The 23775-nt window shown below is 42.2% G+C and carries 21 protein-coding genes and 1 other RNA gene; 2 read left to right on the top strand and 20 right to left on the bottom strand.

All coding sequences use genetic code 11. The features are described 5' to 3' along the window. Positions 1 to 164: 164 nt before the first annotated feature. Positions 165 to 1595, bottom strand: coding sequence for an aspartate ammonia-lyase (gene aspA / locus ACQKFO_RS13190; RefSeq protein WP_427599195.1), 1431 nt, complete (start codon positions 1593 to 1595; stop codon positions 165 to 167). Positions 1596 to 1927: 332 nt separating this feature from the next. On the opposite strand from aspA, the gene ACQKFO_RS13195 reads away from it, so the two are divergent. After that, positions 1928 to 2350 (top strand): VOC family protein, encoded by a 423-nt coding sequence (locus ACQKFO_RS13195; RefSeq protein WP_148995345.1) that lies wholly within the window; start codon positions 1928 to 1930, stop codon positions 2348 to 2350. A gap of 65 nt (positions 2351 to 2415) precedes the next feature. Here the strand turns inward: ACQKFO_RS13195 and ACQKFO_RS13200 are convergent, their stop codons facing one another. From ACQKFO_RS13200 to qoxA, 6 genes are all read right to left on the bottom strand, one after another. Next, positions 2416 to 3390: an alpha/beta hydrolase gene (locus ACQKFO_RS13200; protein WP_427599523.1), complete on the bottom strand. Its 975-nt coding sequence runs from the start codon at positions 3388 to 3390 to the stop codon at positions 2416 to 2418. Further along, complete coding sequence (locus tag ACQKFO_RS13205) at positions 3390 to 4028, bottom strand: GNAT family N-acetyltransferase (RefSeq protein ID WP_427599197.1); 639 nt, start codon at positions 4026 to 4028, stop codon at positions 3390 to 3392. The genes ACQKFO_RS13200 and ACQKFO_RS13205 overlap by 1 nt, the downstream gene beginning before the upstream one ends. A 197-nt stretch (positions 4029 to 4225) precedes the next feature. Then, positions 4226 to 4525: a cytochrome aa3 quinol oxidase subunit IV gene (gene qoxD, locus ACQKFO_RS13210; RefSeq protein WP_427599199.1), complete on the bottom strand. Its 300-nt coding sequence runs from the start codon at positions 4523 to 4525 to the stop codon at positions 4226 to 4228. Beyond that, positions 4525 to 5136 (bottom strand): cytochrome aa3 quinol oxidase subunit III, encoded by a 612-nt coding sequence (qoxC, locus tag ACQKFO_RS13215; RefSeq protein WP_148970166.1) that lies wholly within the window; start codon positions 5134 to 5136, stop codon positions 4525 to 4527. Before qoxC ends, qoxD begins: the two co-directional genes overlap by 1 nt. 2 nt (positions 5137 to 5138) lie before the next feature. Continuing rightward, entirely contained in the window at positions 5139 to 7103 is a 1965-nt protein-coding gene (qoxB, locus tag ACQKFO_RS13220; RefSeq protein ID WP_427599201.1) for a cytochrome aa3 quinol oxidase subunit I, read from the bottom strand. 16 nt (positions 7104 to 7119) lie between these two features. Then, positions 7120 to 8172, bottom strand: a complete 1053-nt coding sequence (gene qoxA, locus ACQKFO_RS13225) for a cytochrome aa3 quinol oxidase subunit II (protein WP_427599203.1) — start codon at positions 8170 to 8172, stop codon at positions 7120 to 7122. Positions 8173 to 8586: 414 nt separating this feature from the next. Here qoxA and ACQKFO_RS13230 point away from each other — a divergent pair, with 414 nt between their 5' ends. Further along, on the top strand, positions 8587 to 8994 hold the full coding sequence (locus tag ACQKFO_RS13230) for an LAGLIDADG family homing endonuclease (protein WP_427599204.1): 408 nt from the start codon (positions 8587 to 8589) through the stop codon (positions 8992 to 8994). A gap of 317 nt (positions 8995 to 9311) precedes the next feature. Here the strand turns inward: ACQKFO_RS13230 and ssrA are convergent. From ssrA to rpoN, 13 genes are all read right to left on the bottom strand, one after another. After that, positions 9312 to 9652, bottom strand: a transfer-messenger RNA (tmRNA) gene (gene ssrA, locus ACQKFO_RS13235). A 158-nt stretch (positions 9653 to 9810) separates the two neighbouring features. Then, entirely contained in the window at positions 9811 to 10281 is a 471-nt protein-coding gene (smpB, locus tag ACQKFO_RS13240) for an SsrA-binding protein SmpB (RefSeq protein ID WP_044338267.1), read from the bottom strand. A gap of 119 nt (positions 10282 to 10400) precedes the next feature. After that, the gene (rnr, locus tag ACQKFO_RS13245; RefSeq protein WP_427599206.1) at positions 10401 to 12743 is read right to left on the bottom strand and encodes a ribonuclease R; all 2343 of its coding nucleotides are present in this window, start codon (positions 12741 to 12743) and stop codon (positions 10401 to 10403) included. 27 nt (positions 12744 to 12770) lie between these two features. Beyond that, positions 12771 to 13517, bottom strand: coding sequence for an alpha/beta hydrolase (locus ACQKFO_RS13250; protein WP_427599208.1), 747 nt, complete (start codon positions 13515 to 13517; stop codon positions 12771 to 12773). A 326-nt stretch (positions 13518 to 13843) separates the two neighbouring features. Beyond that, entirely contained in the window at positions 13844 to 14071 is a 228-nt protein-coding gene (secG, locus tag ACQKFO_RS13255) for a preprotein translocase subunit SecG (RefSeq protein WP_044338270.1), read from the bottom strand. Positions 14072 to 14588: 517 nt separating this feature from the next. Further along, positions 14589 to 15881 (bottom strand): phosphopyruvate hydratase, encoded by a 1293-nt coding sequence (gene eno, locus ACQKFO_RS13260; RefSeq protein WP_044338271.1) that lies wholly within the window; start codon positions 15879 to 15881, stop codon positions 14589 to 14591. Positions 15882 to 15894: 13 nt separating this feature from the next. Next, positions 15895 to 17430 carry a 2,3-bisphosphoglycerate-independent phosphoglycerate mutase gene (gene gpmI, locus ACQKFO_RS13265; protein WP_427599210.1) on the bottom strand — a complete coding sequence of 512 codons (1536 nt, stop codon included), beginning with the start codon at positions 17428 to 17430 and terminating at the stop codon, positions 15895 to 15897. After that, a complete protein-coding gene (tpiA, locus tag ACQKFO_RS13270; protein WP_427599212.1) occupies positions 17423 to 18187 on the bottom strand; it encodes a triose-phosphate isomerase in 765 nt (254 codons plus the stop codon). Before tpiA ends, gpmI begins: the two co-directional genes overlap by 8 nt. Positions 18188 to 18246: 59 nt before the next feature. Then, on the bottom strand, positions 18247 to 19431 hold the full coding sequence (locus tag ACQKFO_RS13275; protein ID WP_427599214.1) for a phosphoglycerate kinase: 1185 nt from the start codon (positions 19429 to 19431) through the stop codon (positions 18247 to 18249). A 182-nt stretch (positions 19432 to 19613) separates the two neighbouring features. Continuing rightward, positions 19614 to 20621, bottom strand: coding sequence for a type I glyceraldehyde-3-phosphate dehydrogenase (gene gap, locus ACQKFO_RS13280; protein ID WP_044338275.1), 1008 nt, complete (start codon positions 20619 to 20621; stop codon positions 19614 to 19616). 55 nt (positions 20622 to 20676) lie between these two features. Next, positions 20677 to 21696, bottom strand: a complete 1020-nt coding sequence (locus ACQKFO_RS13285) for a sugar-binding transcriptional regulator (protein ID WP_427599216.1) — start codon at positions 21694 to 21696, stop codon at positions 20677 to 20679. A gap of 149 nt (positions 21697 to 21845) precedes the next feature. Then, on the bottom strand, positions 21846 to 22091 hold the full coding sequence (locus ACQKFO_RS13290; RefSeq protein WP_427599217.1) for a glutaredoxin family protein: 246 nt from the start codon (positions 22089 to 22091) through the stop codon (positions 21846 to 21848). Between the two features lie 102 nt (positions 22092 to 22193). Beyond that, on the bottom strand, positions 22194 to 23534 hold the full coding sequence (rpoN, locus tag ACQKFO_RS13295) for an RNA polymerase factor sigma-54 (protein ID WP_427599219.1): 1341 nt from the start codon (positions 23532 to 23534) through the stop codon (positions 22194 to 22196). Positions 23535 to 23775: the final 241 nt, after the last annotated feature.

The following is a 23775-nucleotide window of genomic DNA, read 5'->3' on the forward strand; positions in this document are numbered from 1 at the left end:
TAATGTATAAACCAATTAAACCCTACAAAAGTCTTATGGTTATAGTATAAGGAGAATCAGACCGCTAATAAACTTTCCCAAGTGTGCTTTCTAAAAATAAGAAAAGAGAAACCTCCCCTATTTATAAAGGGAAATTTCTCTTCATTCGTTATTATGGTTAAAACCTATTCCCGATCAAATAACACTCGTCCCGCTATCCCCGGATTCGTCATTTCATAAGGATTCAAAATCAAATCAAGCTCTTCCTCGGTCAGCACATCATATTCCAGACAAAGCTCTCTCACTGATTTTCCTTTAAGAATGGCTTCCCTGGCGATTCTGGATACGACTTCATACCCCAAGTGAGGATTTACAGCTGTAATGATTCCCACACTATTTTCAACATATTCCTTCATACGTGTTTCGTTCGCTTCGATCCCGACAAGACAATTGTCCGTAAAGCTTCTGAACGCATTGTTCATGATGCTGATGGATTGAAGGAGATTAAATACGAGTACAGGCTCCATCACGTTCAGTTCAAGCTGTCCGGCTTCAGAAGCCAATGAAATGGTATGATCATTTCCGATAACCTGAAAGGCCACCTGATTGATCAGTTCCGGCATGACCGGATTCACTTTACCGGGCATGATGGAAGAACCAGGTTGCCTCGCTGGCAGTGAAATTTCACCAAGTCCGGCCCTTGGCCCTGAAGCCATCATGCGCAGGTCATTGGCGATCTTGGACATATTGACCATACATACCTTCAATGCAGCCGAAACTTCAGTGTATGCGTCGGTATTTTGCGTAGCATCGACAAGGTGCTCAGCCCCGGTAAGTGGCAAACCACTGATATCAGCCAGATGCTTCACGACACTCTTGATATAAACAGGATCCGCGTTCAATCCAGTTCCTACTGCAGTCGCCCCCATATTTACTTCATAGAGGTGATCCCGAGTTCGTCCGATCCGTTTAATATCACGCTCCACTACCCTGCTATAGGCTTCAAATTCCTGGCCAAGGCGAATCGGGACAGCATCCTGCAGGTGGGTACGTCCCATTTTAATAACGTGATCAAACTCCTGTGCTTTCTTTTTAAAGGCGTTCAGCATATGTTCCATGGTGATAAGAAGTTTCTCTACTAATTTCAGAGTGGAGATATGGATGACTGTCGGGAATACGTCATTCGTTGACTGTGACATATTCACATGACTGTTCGGGCTTACCTTTCCATATTCCCCTTTACGATGGGACATGAGCTCCAGGGCACGATTGGCAATGACTTCATTAGCGTTCATGTTGATGGAAGTCCCTGCCCCTCCCTGGATGGGATCGACGATGAAGAATTCATGGAGCTTCCCTTCCAATATTTCATCAGAAGCTTGCACGATGGCTTGACCTATCCCGTCATAAAGACGTGTGGTTTCCATGTTTGCCAGTGCTGCCGCTTTCTTCACGACTGCTAAGGCATCGATCATCTCTTTATGAATTTTGTACCCCGTAACCGGAAAGTTTTCCACTGCCCGTAAGGTTTGAATTCCATAGTACACATCTTCGGGTACTTCTTTTTCTCCAAGAAAATCTTTTTCGATTCTAAATCCACTAGTGACATTTATCATTTTTTTCTCCTTATTTTCGAATTACAGTTACTCTAATTGATGATTCTATCAATTCCTGACACAGTAGGCAACGATTAATGCCAAAACCCCAATAATTTCATTACTCTCCATAAAAAAAACGCATTTCTTAAGAAATACGCTTGAATGAAAAATATTGTGGTTTAACCATATTTTATGACACCCTTTTTATCCACGAAGTGTCTCAGGATCTGAAGCAAAATCTCGCTTCCTCTTTGTAAAATTTTTTGATTATTCATTTTTTTATAACTAGAATTGATAGGATGATGATACAATTAAAAATGTAGTCATTATAATCAATAGGAGTGATAGACATGTCAGTCAATGTTTACCTTAATTTTAATGGGAATTGTCGAGAAGCCGTTGAGTATTATGCAGAGGTATTCGGTACCGAGCCACCACAGATCATGACGTTTGCGGAGGCACCTCCCCACCCTGATTACCCCCTTCCTGAAGAAGCTAAGAACCTGGTATTACATACAAGACTGACAATCGATGGCAGCAACGTCATGTTTTCAGATGTGTTTCCTGATATGCCTTTTGTAGAAGGAAACAATATCACCCTTGCTCTGGTAAGCAAGGATACTGAAGAGTTGACGACCCGTTTCCACAAATTGAAAGAAGGCGGTAAGGTTGATATGGAGCTTCAGGAGACGTTCTGGAGTAAGTTGTATGGTCAGGTTACTGATAAATTTGGTATTCAGTGGCAGTTTAACTATGAGAGTGAAGACTTGTAAATAGTTTAATAAGCAAATGATTAAGGTTCCATAAACTTTTTTAACTAAAGTTTATGGATCCTTTTTTATGCGTTCTCTTCAACAGTGTACAGCATACATTTAAGCTTTACAGTCATTTCATCCAGGGCATTTTTGGCTCCATCCACCGTTCCTATCATATTAATGAAACTATGGACCATATCTTGATAATGCAGCAGTTCGACGTTAATCCCTGCCTTCTCCAGACGATCCCCGAAAGCTATCCCTTCCTCCCTCAGAGGATCGAATTCAGCTGTAACAAGCAGTGTTTCTGGCAAACCCTCCATTGAGTGCACTCTTAGAGGTGAAACATATACATCCGAGCCTTCAGAAGGATCATTTAAATAATGTCCCCAAAACCATTTCATTTTTTCATTTGTGAGATTGTATGTATGATTTTCTCTGTAGGAAAGTGAGTCAAAGTTATAGTCCATAACCGGGGTGATGAGAACTTGAAGGGACAACTTGTATTCTTCATAATCCCTGAAGTATATGGCAGCAGCGGCCGCCAAGTTGCCTCCCGAGCTTTCACCACCGACTGCGATTTTTGTTATGTCCCCTTTCAATCTTTCTCCATTCCTAAATGTCCATTTAATGGATTCAATTACATCCTGAAACGCTGAAGGATATTTATGTTCAGGGGCGAGGCGATAACCGACTGAAACGACGACGATGCCGGCATGCTTAGAAAAATACCTGCATAGGTTATCTGCACTATCCAAATCTCCAAATACCCAGCCTCCCCCATGAGAATAAATGAGGACAGGGTAAGGACCCTCTCCACTTGGTGTATAGATTCGAACCGGAATGTCATGCCCCTCTGATGAAGGAATGAAGGTATCTTCAACAACCAAGCCGTCGACGGAGATTGTAGTGAAGAATTCTCTGGCAATTTTATAGTATTCTCTGGATTGCTCTGGAGTCAGAATATCCAATGGGGGATGATTAAGTTCTTTCATTTTTTCACTAATATTATGTAATAGTTCGCTTACTTGAGGATTAAGAGGCGCCTTCACTTTCATCAAACTAGTTCATTCCTTTGCGAATTCATAGATTTCAGCCACTCTACCTGTATATTCTCGTCCTTCATTTTCTCAATAACCGAATCTCTCTCTCCCACAATCAACGAAGCTTTCTTATTCTGTAGATTGATTTTGCTTATTACTTTCCCTCCCAATTTTTTTAATATTGGTATCACAATCCGATTGCGAATGTCAGGTTCTCCGATAATTCTTCTTGATTCCTTATAGTGATCAAATAAAAAAATGATCATGGATCTAATCACTGAAAGTCCGTCTTCTCTATTTAAATATGCTCTTGGACCAATCAGTAAGTGCATGCCTAAATCTCCATTCTGATATTCATAAAATTCCTTGATTGGATCTTTTTCAATGGAGTAGGCAATCAGGTAACACACTGGTTCTCCGTTAACTGTTCCTATGTAGATATCTTTATGATCTGCTTCTATAGACTGCTTTAACCATTGTTTAAACTCTGACAGTGGCAGGTTCAGCTTCCAGAACGGGGCAATATGAGGTTGATGCATCCATTCATGGAGAGTGGACAAATCCCGATCGAAATCCACCGGACGGAACAAGAAGTTGTCTGCCTTGCCTTCTTTTATAATAAAGAATTCTGATTCATTAACTGTTTTAACCATGGCCTATCCCCCTGTTCATTCAACTACAGTGATAATGATTATCATTTTCATATACATTGATATTATATGAATATGAGATTACACTTGTCAACCAACCTTTTGACCTATGTATACTCTCTGACCACCAGACTTTGTGAAAAGAGCCCATAAAAAAGAGGCTGCCGAAATAATATTCAACAACCTCTTTCTATCAATCTTTAATGCATATTGCTCAATACCCAAATCGATCCAAGTACGATTACAAGGGCTATAAATGCAGCTGACATCATTTTTCCTACCTGCCATCTGCCTTCTCCTTCTGTTACGTGCATGAACATAAACAGTTGGATTGCCGCCTGGATAAAGGCAAGAACAAATACAAGAGCAACCATCAGATTATACGCCAGTCCCGCGTAAAGTCCGAACCAAACGGCTAAGAATGTCAATGCAATGGATAAGACAAAACCAATGATCTGTGTCCAAGGAATACGACTATGATTCGCTGTATTGTGTTCCATTATCCCACCATCCCTAGTAAGTACACGCTTGTAAACACGAAGATCCATACAAAGTCCAAGAAGTGCCAATACAAGCTGGATACAAATAGTTTTTTAGCGGTATCTGGATTTAATCCTTGTCTTTTTACCTGGAACATCACAAGTATTATCCATAAAATACCTAATGATACGTGGAGACCATGCGTTCCGGTCAATAGATAGAATGAAGACCAGTATGCGTTGGTACCCATGGCGGCTCCCTCATGAATCAGATGAAGGAATTCCGTGATTTCCATGTAAAGGAACCCTGCTCCAAAGAGCAGAGTGATGATCAGCCAGACCATCATCCCTTTGACATTTCTTCTTCTTAATTCATTTATTGATAACCCTGACGTGAAACTACTGATTAATAAAAGTAACGTCATGATGATTGTATTCTTCAGATCAAACACTTCAGATGGAAGCGGTCCTCCAACCGTGCCGCTTTCAAGGGCAAAGAAAGTCGCGAAAATAGTGGCAAATAGAGCTACTTCCGCACCCAGGAAAACCCAGAATCCGAATATATTCAGTTTGCCGATTTCCGATTGATATTCAAGTGGCGTATTTGGATCTACATTCGTACTATGTGCCATATTCACGCCTCCCTCTTATACGGATTTTCAGTTTTTTCTATTTCTTCCACACTTACATAGTAACCAGCATCCTGTTTGTGTGAAAATAGTGAACGATATGCCATGCAGCCGAAGATACCGATAAGAGCAAGAATTGCCATCCACCACAATTCAAATACCAAGCCAAATCCTCCAACGAAGAATAACCCGGACATGATGAATGGTACCCCTGCATTGCTCGGCATATGAATCGGTTTGTACTCAATCTTTTCAGGCTTACCGGATTCTTTTCTTTCCTGTTTCATATAGTAGAATGCATCGGCACTCTTCACTTCAGGAACATGAGCGAAGTTATAATGCGGTGGAATCGCAGAGCTAGTCGCCCATTCAAGTGTACGTCCATCCCAAGCGTCCCCGGATAGTTCCCGCTTCGCAAAACGGTAGCTATAGTAAACGTTATAGACGATGATCATGAATCCTACACCCATTCCGAAAGCCCCGACAGAAGAGATGACGTTCAATGCCATCCAGCCATCTTCTGGTCCGTATGTGTACACACGTCTTGGCATACCGGAAAATCCTAAGACGAATTGTGGTAAGAAACATACATTGAATCCGATAGAGAAGAACCAGAAAGCCCATTTCCCTATGCGTTCATTCATCTTATGTCCAAACATTTTTGGATACCAGTACACCAGTCCCGCGAAGCAGGCAAATACCACACCGGCAATCAGCGTGTAGTGGAAGTGAGCAACCAGGAAGTAGTTGTTGTGATACTGGAAGTCTGCTGCAGCCATACCGAGCATGACTCCTGTCACTCCACCAATCAAGAATGTTGGAATGAACGCAACAGACCACATCATGGCGACGGTAAATTCGATCCGTCCCTTGTAAAGGGTACCCAACCAGTTAAATATCTTGATCCCGGTCGGTATGGCAATCGCCATCGTCGAAATCGAGAATACACTGTTAACCGCAGCACTTCCGCCCATCGTGAAGAAATGGTGAACCCACACAACGAAGCTTAAGCCTGAGATTGCAACAAGTGAAATGATCATCGATTTATAACCAAATAATGTTTTTCTTGCAAAGGTAGCAATGATTTCTGAGAAAATACCGAAAGCAGGCAAAATAACGATATACACTTCCGGGTGTCCCCATAACCAGAATAAATTCGACCAAAGCATTGGATTCCCGCCTGCCGTCAGCGTGAAGAAATGCGTACCAAATAATCGGTCAAATGTCATCAACGCTAATGTCACCGTTAAGATCGGGAAAGCAAATACGATGATGAATGCTGTGATCAAAGTCGTCCACGTGAACATCGGCATACGAAGAAGCGTCATGCCTGGCGCACGCATTTTAATGATCGTAACAACAAAGTTGATCCCCGTTAATAACGTACCAATCCCGGAAATCTGCAATCCAAGGAGGTAGTAGTTAATTCCCGGTCCTGGACTCCCTTCAATCGCCAATGGTGCGTAGTTCGTCCATCCTGCATCCGGTGATCCACCGAATACGAATGACATATTGAAAAGGATCGCCCCAAACATGAAGGACCAGAAACTTAAGTTATTTAGAAATGGGAATGCGACGTCTCTTGCCCCGATTTGCAGGGGAACGACGACGTTCATTAAGCCCAATAGAAATGGCATCGCCATGAATAGTATCATGATCGTACCATGAGTCGTAAAGATTTCATTGTAGTGCTGTGAAGATAAAAATTCATTGTTAGGCACTGTTAATTGCGCCCTCATTAATAGTGCATCGACTCCTCCGCGGAAGAGCATGATCAATGCCGCAATAATATACATGATCCCGATTTTTTTATGATCAACACTCGTAATCCAGTCATTCCACAGCCATTTCCACTTTTTAAAATACGTAAGGGTCGCGACGATCCCAATTACAGTGAAAACGATGGAAATGTTGGCTCCAAGAATCAATGGATCATTGAGGATTAAATTATCTTTAATAAAATCAAACATCTAGAGTCCTCCTTTCTTAGTGCTTATGTCCTTCGTTATTTTCATGATCTTCATGATCTTCTTCGTCATGGTCTTCATGATCTTTCATGTCGCCATGCTCTTCATGGTTATCATGATCCTCCATATCTCCATGTTCACCGTGATTTCCATGACTTGATTTTGCATCTTTATCCGCGCCGTGGGAAGAAGCCTCCACACCATATTTCTCACGGATGGCCATGGCATATTCAGAGTTCTTTCCATGGTCGACAAAGGCTAAATGAGTGGATGAAAAGGTCATTTTATCAACTGTGTCAGGCAACATGAGCTTTTCATATGTTTCTTCCGTCAATTTAGGTTCATTTTCCTGAGAATCTTTTACCCACTCTCTATACTTCTCTTCTTCTAACGCAACAAAATCAAACTTTTGGTGTGTCATTCCTTCACCAGTGAAGTTTGAATTTCTTCCATCATAAGTACCCGGCTCATCAGCCTGTAAGTATAAATCATTCACCATTCCAGGCATCCCATAAATCTGTCCGCCAAGCTGCGGCACCCAGAAAGAAGCCATGGAATCGGCAGCCGTCACTTTGAATAAAATTGGATGATCCTCGGGAACGTTGATATAATTTACGGTCTCAATCCCTTCCTCCGGATAACTGAAGATCCACTTCCAATCCGCAGCAGTGGCATGAATCACAATCGGATCTTTATGAGCCGTTGCTTTTGGAGCTTCCTTTAATTCATATAATGCCTTTGTATTTGGGATAGACAAGGCAATAACAATCAATACAGGAATAAGCGTCCATATTATTTCTAATTTCGTACTCCCGTGCATTTCGGGCTTGTAATCACTATCCTTTTTACTGCTACGATATTTTAGGAGAATAACAGTAAAGAAGGAAAGAACGACAACCATAATGCCAAGCATATAGTAGATTGACAACATGATCAGATCTTTCTGCAGGGCCCCAACAGGTCCTTTAGGATCGAGAATGATCATTTCACTTCCCGAACTGAATATAATGATGAAAAATAATGAAACCAGACTGATCAACACAATCAAGTATGGCTTGAATTTATTAAACATAGGGAATTCACCTTCCTTTATGTCGGATTTATCACTGTAGACCTATACTATCAAATTCTATTAAAAGGTACCCTTGTTTCACTGCACTTTAAACAGATTTTCGAAATTTCGTCGAAGTTTATTCACAGAACGGTAACAATGTTGGAAAGAAATGCTCACAACTCAAAAAAATAACTCTCAAAATTATTTGAGAATAATTTTGAGAGCGGTTTATAGGTTGATTATTGTGAAAATTGAAGGGGTGTTTATTCTTAAATACTTTTGCAGATATTCTCAAAATCACTTTGAAAAAACTAAATTTCAATTAGTTAAATCTAGTTATAAAAAATTTTCATCTAATGTATTTAAATCAACCACTGTATGGGTAATGAAACTAAAGGAAAGAGTTAGGTTTAATGAAAGGAGTTGAAAGGTTTGAAAGAATGGGAAGCAGCCTATCTTGCTGGGATTATCGACGGGGAAGGCTCTATAACATTAACACGTATGCATGATAAGGAACATAGGAGACCTTGCATTACTGTTGCCTCGACAGACTTAGAACTTCTAGAATACCTTAAAAATCTAACAAACGGTCACATTACTAAAAAGAAAAACTACCATCCCGATCGTCATCTGGATTCCTTTACACTAACCATTAAGACCAAAAATCAAGTTTTATACTTATTGAAATTCGTTCTTCCTTTTCTTAGAGTAGAAAAAAAGAAAAAACGTGCGGAGTGGATCCTTACACATTATGATAGAGTAACAATTAGAAATGGAAAATACAATCCAGAATGTCTAAAGAAAAAATTAACATTTGAAGAAGACTTTTTCAAATTATAAAAAATAAAAAACCACCAAATATGTATTTGGTGGAGACGGTGGGACGTGCACTTCCATGCTTTCGACATGGCACTGACTATATCTTGAACCTGTAGTAGAGGTCCTTTGGCGTATTATGCGAAATATAGATTTATCTGTTGAGAGATATAGATTCCGCATCCTAGTACTACCGAGATTCGGCAGTCTATAAGTCGATACACGGCTGTTGGATTGCTCCACATACCGCTCGGCATTGCCTTATCACACTGTGTGTGACTTAGGTTTCACCGATAAAGCCAAATTTTCACTTATGTGTTGCCACATAAGGCGACTATAACTAATCGAACCCACGTCCAGAAACATCGCCACTTAAGCGTCTACGAGCGTAGTCGATATATTCGCAAGTTCACTGCAGCTTCTGCCTATCGACGGGCGTCCGTGCAGCTAGTCTGATTGGTCTCTTCCTTTGTCCTCAGACGGTGGACTCCGGCGTAGCCTACTAAGAGTGAGTCCCTTACCCTACCACATAGGCGATGGAGGGAGGAACAGCTAAAGCGCTATTACGCAGCTAAAGCTAAGTTATTGTTAGTTTTGCCAGTTATTATTGGCTTTGACGTTTTATCGTGGACGATCCCCACGGCTCGCAACCCAAGCTCGAACTATCCCTGTCGAATCCGTAACGTCCCCATGATAAAAAGGGAAGAACGGGAAAGAATAAGTTCAGCGTGTAAGTCACTTATTCAATTGTTCTTACAGCCACAAGATTACCTCGCGACATCTATTAGTATAACAAATCCTGAGATAATTGCAAATACCAGATTCCGGAAATCTGTACAATCACATACCTTTTTGACGCTGAGCCAGTTCTCTCTGGATAGAGCGGTTCGCTTCTTTTCGTTTCAGATCTTCACGTTTGTCATACTTCTTCTTACCACGGGCAAGACCAATCAGAAGCTTTGCCACACCGTTTTTGATGTATAGTTTCAAAGGAACGATTGAGTACCCTGCTTCTTTGGAATCACCGATCAGCTTATTGATTTGCTTTTTGTGAAGCAGGAGCTTACGTGTTCGGAGAGGTTCGTGATTAAATCGATTTCCTTGTTCATAGGGACTGATGTGCATATTATGAACGAAAATTTCTCCATTTTGGACACGGGCAAAAGAATCTTTCAAGTTTACACGACCACCACGGATCGCTTTGATTTCTGTTCCTTGCAGCACAAGACCCGCCTCATATGTTTCTTCTACGGCATAGTCATGACGTGCTTTTTTATTTTGGGCAATAAGCTTGCCTTCTCCCTTTGGCATTGGAATCCCCCTAGTCTTTCCGTTGGTTTACTCATTATTATCTCATATTCTCGAGAAAAATTGTATTGTTACACTTGGAAAAGAAAAGGAGCAAAGGTTATCCCATTGCTCCTGAACCTTTATTTCTTCTTTTTGCGTTTGCTTCTAGGCGCATTTTCAAAGTGTTTCTTATTCGACTTTTTCTTCTTGTTGTTTTTCGGTGGACGCGTTGACCATTCTCCGTCCTTTTTTCGGTCTGAAGATCGATTCGATTTCCCTCGGTCCGATTTTCCTTTATCAGAGCGGATCGAGCGAACGCGGTCTTCTCGCTCCTTGCGATTATTCTTCATTCCTACGATTTCAAAGTCGATGGCACGCTCATCTTTATTGACGCTCACGACACGAACGGTGATCTCGTCTCCGATCCGGAATACGTTTGCCGTTCTTTCACCGATCATGGCAAGATGACGCTCATCAAATCGGTAGTAGTCGTCCGTCATATAACTCACATGGACAAGACCTTCAATGGTATTAGGCAGTTCGACAAACATTCCGAAGTTCGTAACGGAACTGATGATACCGTCGTACTCTTCTCCCACTTTGTCTTCCATGTATTCTGCTTTTTTCAGCTCATCGGTCTCACGTTCTGCATCCACTGCACGGCGTTCGCGGCTTGACGTGTGCTCAGCGATATGCCCCATTTGCGCGCCCCATTTTTCCCGTGTTGCCTGATCAATCTTGCCTTCAATCAGGTAAGTCCTGATTAAGCGATGGACAATCAAGTCAGGGTAACGACGGATCGGTGATGTGAAATGAGTATAGAACTCTGTCGCCAGTCCAAAGTGACCTAAGCTTTCAGGATCGTATTTCGCTTGCTGCATGGAACGCAGCATCATCGTCGATACAACCATTTCTTCCGGCTGCCCTTGTACATCCTCGACAATCTCCTGAAGAGCACGTGGATGAATCGAATTCGCTGTTCCTTTTACAATCAAGCCGAAATTCGTAATAAATTCAAAGAAGCGCTGCAATTTATCTTCTTTGGGGTCTTCATGGATACGATATATGAAAGGAACTTCCATCCAGTGGAAGTGCTCAGCAACCGTCTCATTGGCCACTAACATGAACTCTTCGATCAACTTTTCAGCTACTGAACGTTCACGCAGGACCACATCCGTCGGTTCTCCCTCATCATCGACAAGCACTTTCGCTTCCTTGAAATCAAAATCGATGGCCCCACGCCTCATACGTTTCGTACGAAGAACCTGTGCCAAGTCTTCCATTTCCTCGAACATCGGTACCAAAGGCTCGTATTTTTTTCGAAGTTCTTCATCTTTATCCACAAGAATCTTATTCACATCTGAATATGTCATTCGTTCGGTTGTCTTAATGACGCTTTGGAATATTTCGTGTTTCACGACATCCCCGTCAGGTGAAATCTCCATATCACATGATAGAGTCAAACGGTCCACCTTGGGATTAAGAGAACAGATTCCATTTGATAATCGGTGCGGGATCATTGGGATGACCCGGTCTACCAAGTAGACGGATGTACCTCTATCAAAAGCTTCCTGGTCAATCGGAGAGCTTTCTTTTACATAGTAAGTTACGTCGGCAATATGTACACCAAGCTTATAGTTTCCATTGGCAAGCTTCGTTACCGTTACAGCATCGTCCAAATCTTTGGCGTCAGCACCATCAATCGTCACGATCGTCTGGTCACGCAGGTCCTTTCGATTCGGGATTTCTGATTCGTCGATTTCACTTGGCACATTATTCGCCTGATCCATGACTTCTTCAGGGAATTCGACGTCAATCCCGTGCTTATGGATGATAGAGAGAATATCGACTCCGGGATCATTTTTATGACCCAGGATTTCAATGACCTCACCCTCTGCACTCTTGCGCCCTTCAGGATAGGAAGTTAATTTCACGACGACCTTATGTCCTTCCGCTGCACCCATTTGAGCGGATTTCGGGATAAAGATATCACTCGCAAACTTCTTGTCATCCGGGATAACGAATCCGAAATGCTTGCTTTCTGTGAACGTCCCAACCATTTGGTCGACACCGCGCTCTACGATTCTCACAACAGTTCCTTCTCTTCTGGAACCTGAAGAAGAAGTAGACACTCTTACTAATACTATATCGCCGTGCATGGCGTTATTCGTTTCATTAGGAGGGATGAAGATATCGTCCATTCCTGATTCTTCCGGTATCACAAACGCAAAACCTTTTGCATGAGCGGATACTTTCCCTCTTACCAGATTCATTTTCTCAGGTAAGCCGTAGCGATTGCTCCTTGTCCGTACGACCAGCCCTTTCTCTTCCATTACGACAAGAGCCTTTACGAATTCCTTGAAGTTCGTGGACCCTTCAATTCCGAATGCTTCTTCAAGCTCCTGTACCGTTAATGGCTTGTATGCTTCTTCCTTCATGTAGGAAAGGAGCCTATCCACATGCTCTTTAATATTTTCGTCCATGACAATCCCTCCTGATCATCGAATTCATCAAACCGTCCAGTCTAATTTCTCTAAGAAACCGTAGACGTCTTCATGAAGCTGTTCTTTTTCTTTATCTAATGTAATCACATGACCGGACTCTTCGTACCACTTAATCTTTTTGTCATCGGATTCAACGTTATCATAGATGATATTAGCAGAATCCGTATTGATCATATGGTCATGCCTTGCCTGTACCACAAACGTCGGTGAATAAATCATATCCACATTTCCACGCACATCCGCAATCAATTCCTGCAGGGCCTTCAATGTATTCATCGGCGTTTTCTTAAACTCTTCTATTTCTTTTTCAATTTGTTCTTCTTGTTTTCCTTCAAATTTCTTAAATTCACGGGCGTAATCCACGACCCCTTTATACATGACTTCTTCACTTTTTATATACATCGGTGCACACATAGGGACAATACCCTTTACAGGTACAGTGTAACCTAATTTAAGAGAAAATACCCCTCCAAGGGAAAGGCCGGCAACCGCAATCTCTTCATATCCCTTACTCTTTAAAAGCTCATATCCGTCCATGACATCCTGCCACCAATCTTCAGGGCCTGTGTGAACCAATTCTTCAGGCGGTACACCGTGTCCTTTATAGTGAGGTGCATGGGATGAATAGCCTTTCTTTTCTAAGTAACGGCCAAGCATCCGGACGTCGGCTGAGTTTCCGGTGAATCCGTGCAGTAATAGAACGGCCCGGGGACCTGCTTCAAATGTGAATGGTTTTGGTAATACGGTTTTCATAGCTAGTGACTCCTTTTATCTGATTTTAAACAAACGTTTGATTAGAAGATTGGAACCTTGATTTGTAGGGCCACAACCTGTTAAACAATTGTTTAAATGATTTCTTTATGTAATGGGATTTTTACTTGATTTATGTTAAACAAACGTTTGATTAGTTGTAGAAAAGCTTGATATCACAGGCTTATATCTATTAAACGATCGTTTAAACCACTCTTCTTCTCTATTTTTAGCAAACATTGGTCAGACAATCCAATATTTCGCTTGAAATCAAACAGAAACCTTATAAATAAAAAAACCTGACCTTAATGATCAGGTTTTTGTCCGTATTAGATAGCTACGATGGCAATGGTTAGTACGAAGAATAATACCGATAATACGATTGTAATTCTGTGCAGTACTAAGTCAATACCACGAGCTTTTTGTTTTCCGAAAAGTTGTTCTGCACCACCAGAGATGGCCCCTGAAAGTCCAGCACTTTTACCTGACTGAAGTAATACAATGGCGATAAGTGCGATTGATACAATAATAAGTAAAGTGACGAGTATTGTGTGCATGAGTCCCACCTCCTGATACGAACATAGCATTACTACTAGTTTACCATAGGGATTATGCAGTGGACAAGGTAATATTGTTTGAATTGTGGAAAGAGTTGGTTAGGATTAGAGTGTGCGTCGGCGTGGATTAAGATTCGATGTGCGTTTCATTTTTGGGATTATATGTTAATCGGCTGGATTTTTGGTTATTTCGGCCGGATTTTCACCTGAAACGGCTGGATTATTTCATATATCGGCTGGATTTTTCTCGAAAACGGCCGGATTTTTGCCAAAACCGGCTGGATTTCTTCGTCCCACCCCATCGATATGTTCCTTAGGCCAGCCTTATCCATAAAGAATCATTTAAAATGGAGCAGATCATCATTGAAACGTTCTTCTTTAGCTTGTCAAAGTCCTTTTTTAGCTAAAACCCATTAAGTCTTGGCAAATTTGGGTGTTGATAATAGATACAATACTGCCATTCAATCCAAAAAAACAGCCCCGTCCAATGACGGGGCTGTTTTTCAAATTGCTTGTATTAGCGATTTACGTTATAGAATGTTTTCGCTCCAAGATATTGAGCTGTGTGAGCTAATTGATCTTCGATGCGAAGAAGTTGGTTGTATTTCGCTACGCGGTCTGTACGTGATGGTGCACCTGTCTTGATTTGACCAGCGTTTGTTGCTACTGCGATGTCAGCGATTGTGCTGTCTTCTGTTTCACCAGAACGGTGAGAGATGACTGCTGTGTATCCAGCGCGCTTCGCCATTTCGATTGCATCGAATGTTTCAGTAAGTGTACCGATTTGGTTCACTTTGATCAGGATCGAGTTACCGATACCCTGCTCGATACCTTGAGAAAGCTTAGTCGTGTTTGTCACGAATAAGTCATCCCCAACTAGCTGAACTTTCTTACCGATACGCTCAGTTAGAAGTTTGAAACCATCCCAGTCGTTTTCGTCAAGACCGTCTTCGATTGAAACGATTGGATATTTGTTGCACATTTCTTCATACCAATCAACCATTTCTGCAGATGAACGGACAACGCCTTCACCTGAAAGATGGTATTTACCGTCTTCTTTGTTGTAGATTTCAGAAGCTGCAACGTCCATAGCAAGAAGAACTTCTTCTCCTGGCTTGTAACCAGCTTTTTCGATTGCTTCGATAATTGTAGAAAGTGCTTCTTCGTTAGACTTAAGGTTTGGAGCGAATCCACCTTCGTCACCTACTGCCGTGTTGTAGCCTTTACCTTTAAGAACTGACTTCAGGCTGTGGAAAATTTCTGTACCCATGCGCAGACCTTCTTTAAATGTAGAAGCTCCTACAGGCATGATCATGAATTCCTGGATGTCTACGTTGTTGTCAGCGTGCTCCCCACCGTTAACGATGTTCATCATTGGTACTGGAAGTTGCTTCGCGTTGAATCCGCCAAGGTATTGGTATAATTCCACTCCGAAGAAGTCAGCAGCTGCACGGGCTACAGCCATAGATACACCAAGGATTGCATTCGCACCCAGTTTACCTTTGTTTTCTGTACCGTCAAGAGCGATCATAGCCTGGTCGATTGCGACTTGTTCAGTGATGTCATAACCGATCAGTTCTTCAGCGATTTCGTTGTTTACGTTATCAACTGCTTTTTGTACCCCTTTACCAAGGTAGCGGCCTTTTTCACCGTCACGAAGTTCAACTGCTTCGTATTCACCAGTTGAAGCTCCAGATGGAACTAGTGCACGTCCGAAAGCACCTGATTGTGTATAAACTTCTACTTCAATTGTTGGGTTACCGCGTGAATCCAATACTTCACGAGCGTATACGTCTGTAATAAATGGCATTTAGAATCTCTCCTTATTTTTTAATTAGTGATTTTCCAGTCATTTCAGCTGGTTGATTAACATTTAATAAATCTAGCATAGTTGGAGCAAGATCTCCTAACTTTCCACCTTCACGAAGTTCGATTCCTTCTTTCGTTACGATGACAGGGACCGGGTTCGTGGTGTGTGCCGTCATAGGCTTACCTTCTTCAGTCAGAACTTCATCTGCATTCCCGTGGTCTGCTGTGATGATGGCTGTTCCACCTTTTTCAGTGATGAGGTCAATGATCTTTCCAAGACATTCATCCACTGTTTCCACCGCTTTGATCGTTGGCTCGAGCATTCCAGAGTGTCCGACCATGTCCGGGTTTGCGAAGTTCAGGATAATTGCATCCTGACGGTCTTCACGGATTTCTTCAAGTAAGGCATCCGTCACTTCATACGCGCTCATTTCAGGCTTAAGATCGTACGTTGCCACTTTAGGAGAATCGATCAAGATCCGTTTCTCACCCGGGAATTCATCTTCACGACCACCGCTCATAAAGAACGTGACATGAGGATACTTTTCCGTCTCGGCGATACGCAATTGCTTCAGTCCGTTTTGTGAAAGGACTTCGCCAAGTGTATTATCAAGATTAGTCGGTTTGAATGCGACAAATCCATTTACTGTTTCACTGAATCGTGTTAAGCAGACAAAGTGAAGGTTCTTCGGATGCTTCTCTCCGCGCTCAAATGAACGGAAGTCTGCATTCGCAAATGTATTCGAAATTTGGATCGCCCGGTCTGGACGGAAGTTGTAAAAGATTACAGCATCATCATCTTTAATCGTCGCAACCGGCTCTCCGTTTTCTTTCGTCATCACTGATGGAATGACGAATTCATCGTAGATTCCATTTTCGTAAGAATCGTTCACAAGTTCCATCGGATCATGATAGCTTGGGCCTTCGCCGTATACCATGGCACGGTAAGACTTCTCTACTCGTTCCCAACGTTTGTCACGGTCCATGGAATAGTAACGACCAGAAATCGTCGCAAATTGGCCAACGCCGATTTCTTTCATTTTCGCTTCTGCATCTTCAATATACTTCTTCGCCGTTTGAGGACCGACGTCTCGGCCGTCAAGGAAGGCATGGACATAGACATCTTTTATTCCTTCTTTAGCCGCTAAACCAAGAAGGGCATAAAGATGTTCGATATGGCTGTGCACACCGCCATCCGAAAGTAGTCCGAAGATATGAAGATTCGTGCCTTTTTCCTTTGCATGGTTGACCGCGTCAAGGAAAGTGGCATTCGTTTCGAATTCACCTTCACGAATCGCTAAATTCACACGTGTCAAGCTTTGGTACACGATACGTCCGGCACCAATATTTAAGTGACCCACTTCGGAGTTCCCCATTTGTCCTTCAGGAAGTCCTACCGCTTCGCCACTTGCTGTTAATTGATTGTGTGGGTACTGATTCCACAAGCGATCAAAGTTCGGCTTGTTCGCTTGGGCTACAGCGTTTCCTTCTTTTGTGTTACGGCAAGCAAAACCATCTAAGATGATTAACGCTACTGGTGACTTACTCATGTGTACTTGCCCCTTCTAAAAGCTGCAAGAAGCTTTGTGGTTCAAGGCTTGCTCCACCGACAAGGGCACCATCGATATCCGATTGGGCCATGTATTCTTTAATGTTATTAGGTTTCACACTACCACCATATTGAATTCTCACTGCGTCTGCTGCTTCTTGAGAAAATTCTCCTGCAACCACTTGACGGATATGAGAACATACTTCGTTCGCATCTTCAGCTGTAGACGATTTACCCGTTCCGATTGCCCAAATAGGTTCATAAGCAATGACGGTATGTTTCACTTGATCTGCTGATAGACCGGCAAGTGCTTTTTTCACTTGGTTACCAACAAGTTCTTTTGTTTCATTGTTTTCGCGTTGCTCAAGCGTCTCCCCTACACAAACGATTGGAGTTAAACCGTGTTTGAAAGCAGCAAGAGTCTTTTTGTTCACTGACTCGTCTGTTTCATTGAACATTTCACGACGCTCTGAGTGTCCAAGGATGACATACTTTACGCCTAAATCAGAAAGCGCTACAGGGCTGACTTCCCCTGTGAATGCTCCGTTTTCTTCAAAGTGCATATTTTGAGCACCAATTTCTACCTTGTATTCTTTTGAAATGTTCACTAAGCTTTCTAAAAATAGAGCTGGAGAACAAATGACAGAATCGACAACCTCTTGATCAGGAACTAATCCTTGTACTTCTTCAGTAAAAGATTTTGCTTCCGATAAAGTCTTGTTCATCTTCCAGTTACCTGCAATGATCGGTTTACGCATTGTACTCATCCTTTCTGTTTTATAATCGGTTCCAAAAATTGTTGGTCTTTGAAAAGCGATTATTTTTCGTTAAGAGCCACTACTCCAGGAAGTTCTTTTCCTTCCATGAACTCAAGCGAAGCTCCACCACCTGTAGAAATATGACTCATTTTATCAGCATATCCGAATTTCTCAACGGCTGCTGCAGAGTCACCGCCACCGATAACAGAATATGTATCTGTTGCATCGGCTAACGCCTCCGCTACGGCTTTCGTTCCATTTGCAAATGTTTCTAATTCGAATACACCCATCGGTCCGTTCCAGATTACAAGCTTAGAGCTTTTGATCGTATCCTGGAATAATGCTCTAGTCTTAGGCCCGATATCAAGTGCTTCCCAATCAGAAGGAATCGAATCGATATCCACTTCCTTCGTATTTGCATCATTTGAGAAGTCATCAGCAACGACTACATCAACAGGCATAAGGAATTTGACGCCTTTATCTTCTGCTTTTTTCATGAATTGCTTCGCTAAATCAATCTTGTCTTCTTCTAGAAGGGATTTTCCTACCTCATGGCCTTGGGCTTTAACGAATGTGTAAGCAAGTCCACCGCCGATGATCAGGTTGTCCACTTTATCTAATAGGTTGTCAATGACACCGATTTTATCTTTAACTTTTGCTCCACCAACGATCGCTGTAAATGGGCGTTCAGGGTTAGATAGAGCCTTTCCTAATACGTCCAGCTCTTTCTCCATTAGAATGCCTGCTACAGCTGGAAGGTGCTTGGCAATTCCTTCAGTAGAAGCATGAGCACGGTGAGCAGCACCAAATGCATCGTTTACATAAAGATCAGCAAGAGCTGCAAATTCTTTTGCAAGTTCAGGATCATTCTTCGTTTCTCCCGGGTAGAAGCGGACGTTTTCCAGTACAAGAACGTCGCCTTCAGCCATTTCGCTGATCTTGGATTGAACAGCTTCACCATAAGCTTCATCTGCTTTTGCTACATTTTTCCCAAGAAGTTCGGAAAGTCTTTCAGCAACCGGCGTTAAGCGCAGTTCTTCCACTACTTCACCTTTAGGACGACCTAAGTGACTAGCCAGAATGACTTTCGCCCCGCCATCCACTAAGTACTTAATGGTAGGAAGAGCAGCTTGAATACGAGTTTCATCTGTAATCTTGCCTTCAGACATCGGTACGTTGAAGTCTACACGGCAAAAAACGCGTTTTCCTCTTACATCGACATCTTTAATCGACTTTTTGTTCATCGTAAAAGGCCTCCTTTAGTTTTCAATTTCTACATCTTTTTCAAAAAAATAGAAAAAGCAATAAGAAAAGGGAGAGGGGAATCTTCCCCGCTCCCCTTCATCACATCTTCATTATAGATGGTGGGACAAAATTTATCCATCAATCACCATGCTAATGATGTCAATTTACAAAACTTTATCGATTAAAGCCCTTTAGAAGCGATATAACCTGCAAGGTCAACTACACGGTTAGAGTAACCGCTCTCGTTGTCATACCAAGAAATTACTTTTACCATGTTATCTTCTAGAACCATTGTAGATAATGCATCAATTGTAGAAGAAGCAGGACTACCGTTGTAATCAGTTGATACTAAAGGCTCTTCGCTGTACGCAAGGATTCCTTTAAGATCGCCTTCAGCCGCTTCTTTAAGTGCAGCATTCACATCTTCAGCTGTTACGTTTTTATCAAGTTCAGCAACTAAGTCTACTAGAGAAACATTTGGAGTTGGAACACGAACCGCTCCACCGTTCAGTTTCCCCTTAAGCTCAGGAAGAACAAGAGATACAGCTTTCGCAGCACCTGTAGTTGTTGGAATCATGTTCTCAGCAGCTGCACGTGCACGACGGTAATCTTTATGTGGTAAGTCTAAGATTTGTTGGTCGTTTGTGTAAGAGTGGATGGTTGTCATCATTCCACGCTTGATTCCGAATTTATCGTTAAGAACTTTAGCGAATGGCGCTAAGCAGTTTGTTGTACAAGATGCATTGGAGATAACATCGTGGCTAGCCGCGTCATACTTGTCTTCGTTAACACCCATAACCACTGTGATATCTTCATCAGATGCAGGAGCAGAGATGATAACTTTCTTCGCACCAGCTTCGATGTGTTTCGCTGCGTCAGCACGCTTTGTGAAACGTCCAGTAGATTCAACAACGATATCTACACCAAGATCTCCCCAACCAAGTTGAGCAGGATCGCGCTCAGCTAATACTTTTACTTTCTTACCGCCAACTACAAGGTAGTCACCGTCAACAGTTACTTTCTCTTGAAGAGTTCCGTGAACTGTATCATATTGTAAAAGGTGAGCAAGCATGTTTGCATCAGTTAAGTCATTAACCGCTACTACCTCTACGTCGTTATTTTTAAGTGCTGCACGGAATACATTACGTCCGATACGTCCAAATCCGTTAATACCAATTTTTGTTGCCATGAATAATTTCCTCCTTTAGATAGTTAAGGATGATTTTTTTATATTTCAAAAGGGCTTACCCTTTTAAAAGCTCTCTTGCGGCTCCCTCATCCGTGATGAGCACGGTTTTCGGTGGAGCACTCTTCATATACGCCCGAATCGCCTTCGCCTTCGAGCTGCCGCCTGCGACGGCAATGACGCTTTCGATATGACTTAAATCTTCTAATTGCAGGCCGATCGTTGGCACCTTATGTACCACTTCACCCGCTTCGTTAAAATAGTAACCAAATGCCTCCCCGACAGCATGACCATCTGAGATTTTCTCAAAGTCCTCATCAGTGGTCTTCCGTCTTTCAGCCATTGTGATAGCATCTCCAATCCCATGGAGAACCATGTTAGCCGATTTGATCAAATTCAATACTTCTTTGATCATCGGTTCTTTCAAGAAGGACTTGTATACTTCTTTACTAACCTGATCCGGCACATATAAAACACGATGTCGCGTTCTCGTATGCTCAGCCATCTTGGCACATATGGTGTTAGCCTGGTTTTTAACGTCTTCTCCTATTCCACCCCGAGCAGGAACAAACAAGGTAGAGTCAGAGAAATCCGGTGTAAGCATCTCTGCTACAGCGGCCATCGTCGAGCCTCCAGTCACAGCGATGATAGTATTTCCTTTCAGGCGACGTTTCATACTAGAAGCTGACGCACGCCCTAATTCTTCTTTTACCCAAGGAGACTCATCACTATTCCCAGGAACGATTACAATTTCATGAAGATTAAGTAAAGATTTTAATTCCCGCTCCATTACGTTGATTCCCGAAACCTCTCTCATCATTGTTTCAAGGCTTTCTAAAAGCTGAATGCCATCCTCGGTCATGATCATTCCAGAGGTTTTGATATCAATGAGATCTTGGTTGTTCAGAAACTCCACTTCGCTTCTCAGTACACGTTCTGTCAGGCCCATGTTCTGAGCAAGACTTCTGCGTCCGACAGGCTGCATGAACCGGATGGAACGAAGAATTTGATGCCTTTTTTGCATAACTTCAAGCAGGTCAGGTAATAATCGCTTTTGTATGTCAATTAAAGATTCCATAGAAAAAAGCTCCTTCAAATGAAGTGCGTGGATGTGATGGACTATAAAAGTCCCACCTAGACATATTATGTCCCACTACCTCCAAAAAAAATTCATCCCTGCTTTCAAATTTTATTTTATCAGGGTATGAATCGTAATTCAACTAGAAACTATCGGGTTTTTTCATGTAAACGCTTGCTAAGCGTAAAATAATCAATCTGCCCATACTGGAGGATTCCCCCGTCCATTTCCACGACTGGGATCATGAGTCCGAAACGTTCGGTCAAATCGTCACTTTCATCTATGTCGATTTCTTTTATTTCGAATCCAAGTTCATCCTGAAGTAACTTTAATGTAATTTTTGCGTCTTGGCATAGTCCGCATTGGTTTCGTGTATAAAATAGGACTTGTTTCATTTTTGAGCCTCGCTTTTTTATTGGTTGAGAATTTGGTTGTACCAGGTACCGGATGGTTGGATTGTACCTTGTACAAAACCATTGTCATGCCTGGTACTCCCTCTATTCATACCTCTTCCTCATCGTGGAAGAAGCAATCCCTAATTGATCGCGGTATTTCGCTATCGTTCTTCTAGAGACATCATACCCTTTATCCAATAATAGGTTCACTATTTTCTGATCAGATAGTGGCTTTTTCTTATCTTCTTCATCAATAAGCCTTTGGAGTTCATTTTTCACAGTTGTTGCAGATGCTGTTTCGGAATCCTCAAGCTTGACTGATTTGATGGCTGAGGTGAAGAAGTACTTCAGTTCAAAAATCCCATATGGCGTTTGCATATACTTACCCTTCACAGCACGGCTGATGGTCGATTCATGAACATCGATTTCTTCTGCCACCTGTCTCAAGGTCAATGGCTGGATTGCTGATGGTCCTTTTAAGAAGAATGCTTTCTGCTTTTCTGCAAGCATCTTACCCACTTTCAGGATGGTTTGTTTTCGCTGACGTAAGCTTTGCAGTAGCCAGTGGAAATCCTGCTCCTTTTCCTGAAGATAGGACTGGACTTCCTTATCCGGGTGATGCTTTAGAAAATCAGTGTACTCTTCATTATATGTGACGTTTATAGTCGTACCGTCATACAACGATACGGCCACGGTATGACCATCGATCACCTTCACGACAAGCTCTGGAATAATGTATTCAGCGATATGCTGAGAATACTTTGATCCGGGTCTCGGATTGCACTGCTGGATGAAATCCGCTGCCAGCTGGATGTCTTTTAGCTCTACCTCAAGATCCTTGGCGATCGCCTTCCACTTCTTTTCTGCAAAAGCTTGAAAATGGTTATCTACAATCATCGTAACCAGTGGGGGAACATTGGCTTTCCGCTGCAGCTGAAGGACTATGCACTCCTTCAGGGATCTGGCTCCTATTCCAGCCGGTTCTAATTCCTGAAGCCTACTAATATAGTTTTCCAGTTGAGACATTTCCAGACCATGTTTTTGAACGAAGGATTCGTCGTCTATTCTCAAATAACCGTTATCATCCAAGCTAAATATTAATTCATCCAGTATCTTTCTCCCTGAAGAAGTAAGCGATTTCAAATTTAATTGAACAGATAATGCATCCGCAAGGGATCTCTTTGGCACGGATACATATTCATACCAATCCACCGTGTTTTCGTGATTGCCGGCATTTCGTTTAAATGTATGAGGTTCTCGTTGATGAAGGGGGTCTTGCTTAGGCGGTTCTAATTGTATAAGGGGATTCTCTAATTGCTTAGCTTCTAGATAAGCATTCAGTTCCATCGTAGAATATTGGAGGATGGTGATGGCTTGAGAAAGCTGCTGCGTCATTTGAAGTTTTAATTGTTGATTTTGAAAAAGTCCTGCTTTCAAATTCATGATTCTTAACCTCCCATTTATCTATTCTACAATAAAATTGGTGGTTCGTTAATGGGAATTCGTTGGTAGTATTATGTATATGATATTTTTCAATAAATTCCACATAGCGTGTGGTGGTTGATTTCCGCTGCAGGTGCTCGCTTTCCGCGGGGCGTGGGTTGAGCCTCCTCGGGCTAAAGCCCTGCGGGGTCTCAACTTCCACGCGTTTCCCGCAGGAGTCGAGCACCTTCCGCTACAATCA

The organism is Rossellomorea sp. NPDC071047, assembly GCF_050270195.1.
In the GTDB taxonomy this organism is placed as follows: domain Bacteria; phylum Bacillota; class Bacilli; order Bacillales; family Bacillaceae_B; genus Rossellomorea.

Bases quoted from the DNA above. Each gene is read 5' to 3' on its own strand.
- ACQKFO_RS13275 (WP_427599214.1), bottom strand. From the start codon at position 19,431: ATGAACAAAAAGTCGATTAAAGATGTCGATGTAAGAGGAAAACGCGTT.
- rpoN (WP_427599219.1), bottom strand. From the start codon at position 23,534: ATGAATTTGAAAGCAGGACTTTTTCAAAATCAACAATTAAAACTTCAA.
- ACQKFO_RS13285 (WP_427599216.1), bottom strand. From the start codon at position 21,696: ATGGAATCTTTAATTGACATACAAAAGCGATTATTACCTGACCTGCTT.
- ACQKFO_RS13290 (WP_427599217.1), bottom strand. From the start codon at position 22,091: ATGAAACAAGTCCTATTTTATACACGAAACCAATGCGGACTATGCCAA.
- aspA (WP_427599195.1), bottom strand. From the start codon at position 1,595: ATGATAAATGTCACTAGTGGATTTAGAATCGAAAAAGATTTTCTTGGA.
- ACQKFO_RS13195 (WP_148995345.1), top strand. From the start codon at position 1,928: ATGTCAGTCAATGTTTACCTTAATTTTAATGGGAATTGTCGAGAAGCC.
- smpB (WP_044338267.1), bottom strand. From the start codon at position 10,281: ATGCCAAAGGGAGAAGGCAAGCTTATTGCCCAAAATAAAAAAGCACGT.
- gap (WP_044338275.1), bottom strand. From the start codon at position 20,621: ATGGCAACAAAAATTGGTATTAACGGATTTGGACGTATCGGACGTAAT.
- ACQKFO_RS13200 (WP_427599523.1), bottom strand. From the start codon at position 3,390: ATGAAAGTGAAGGCGCCTCTTAATCCTCAAGTAAGCGAACTATTACAT.
- qoxD (WP_427599199.1), bottom strand. From the start codon at position 4,525: ATGGAACACAATACAGCGAATCATAGTCGTATTCCTTGGACACAGATC.
- ACQKFO_RS13250 (WP_427599208.1), bottom strand. From the start codon at position 13,517: ATGAAAACCGTATTACCAAAACCATTCACATTTGAAGCAGGTCCCCGG.
- gpmI (WP_427599210.1), bottom strand. From the start codon at position 17,430: ATGAGTAAGTCACCAGTAGCGTTAATCATCTTAGATGGTTTTGCTTGC.
- secG (WP_044338270.1), bottom strand. From the start codon at position 14,071: ATGCACACAATACTCGTCACTTTACTTATTATTGTATCAATCGCACTT.
- qoxB (WP_427599201.1), bottom strand. From the start codon at position 7,103: ATGTTTGATTTTATTAAAGATAATTTAATCCTCAATGATCCATTGATT.
- tpiA (WP_427599212.1), bottom strand. From the start codon at position 18,187: ATGCGTAAACCGATCATTGCAGGTAACTGGAAGATGAACAAGACTTTA.
- qoxA (WP_427599203.1), bottom strand. From the start codon at position 8,172: ATGTTTAATAAATTCAAGCCATACTTGATTGTGTTGATCAGTCTGGTT.
- qoxC (WP_148970166.1), bottom strand. From the start codon at position 5,136: ATGGCACATAGTACGAATGTAGATCCAAATACGCCACTTGAATATCAA.
- ACQKFO_RS13205 (WP_427599197.1), bottom strand. From the start codon at position 4,028: ATGGTTAAAACAGTTAATGAATCAGAATTCTTTATTATAAAAGAAGGC.
- rnr (WP_427599206.1), bottom strand. From the start codon at position 12,743: ATGGACGAAAATATTAAAGAGCATGTGGATAGGCTCCTTTCCTACATG.
- eno (WP_044338271.1), bottom strand. From the start codon at position 15,881: ATGCCATTTATTACAGACGTATACGCTCGTGAAGTATTGGATTCACGC.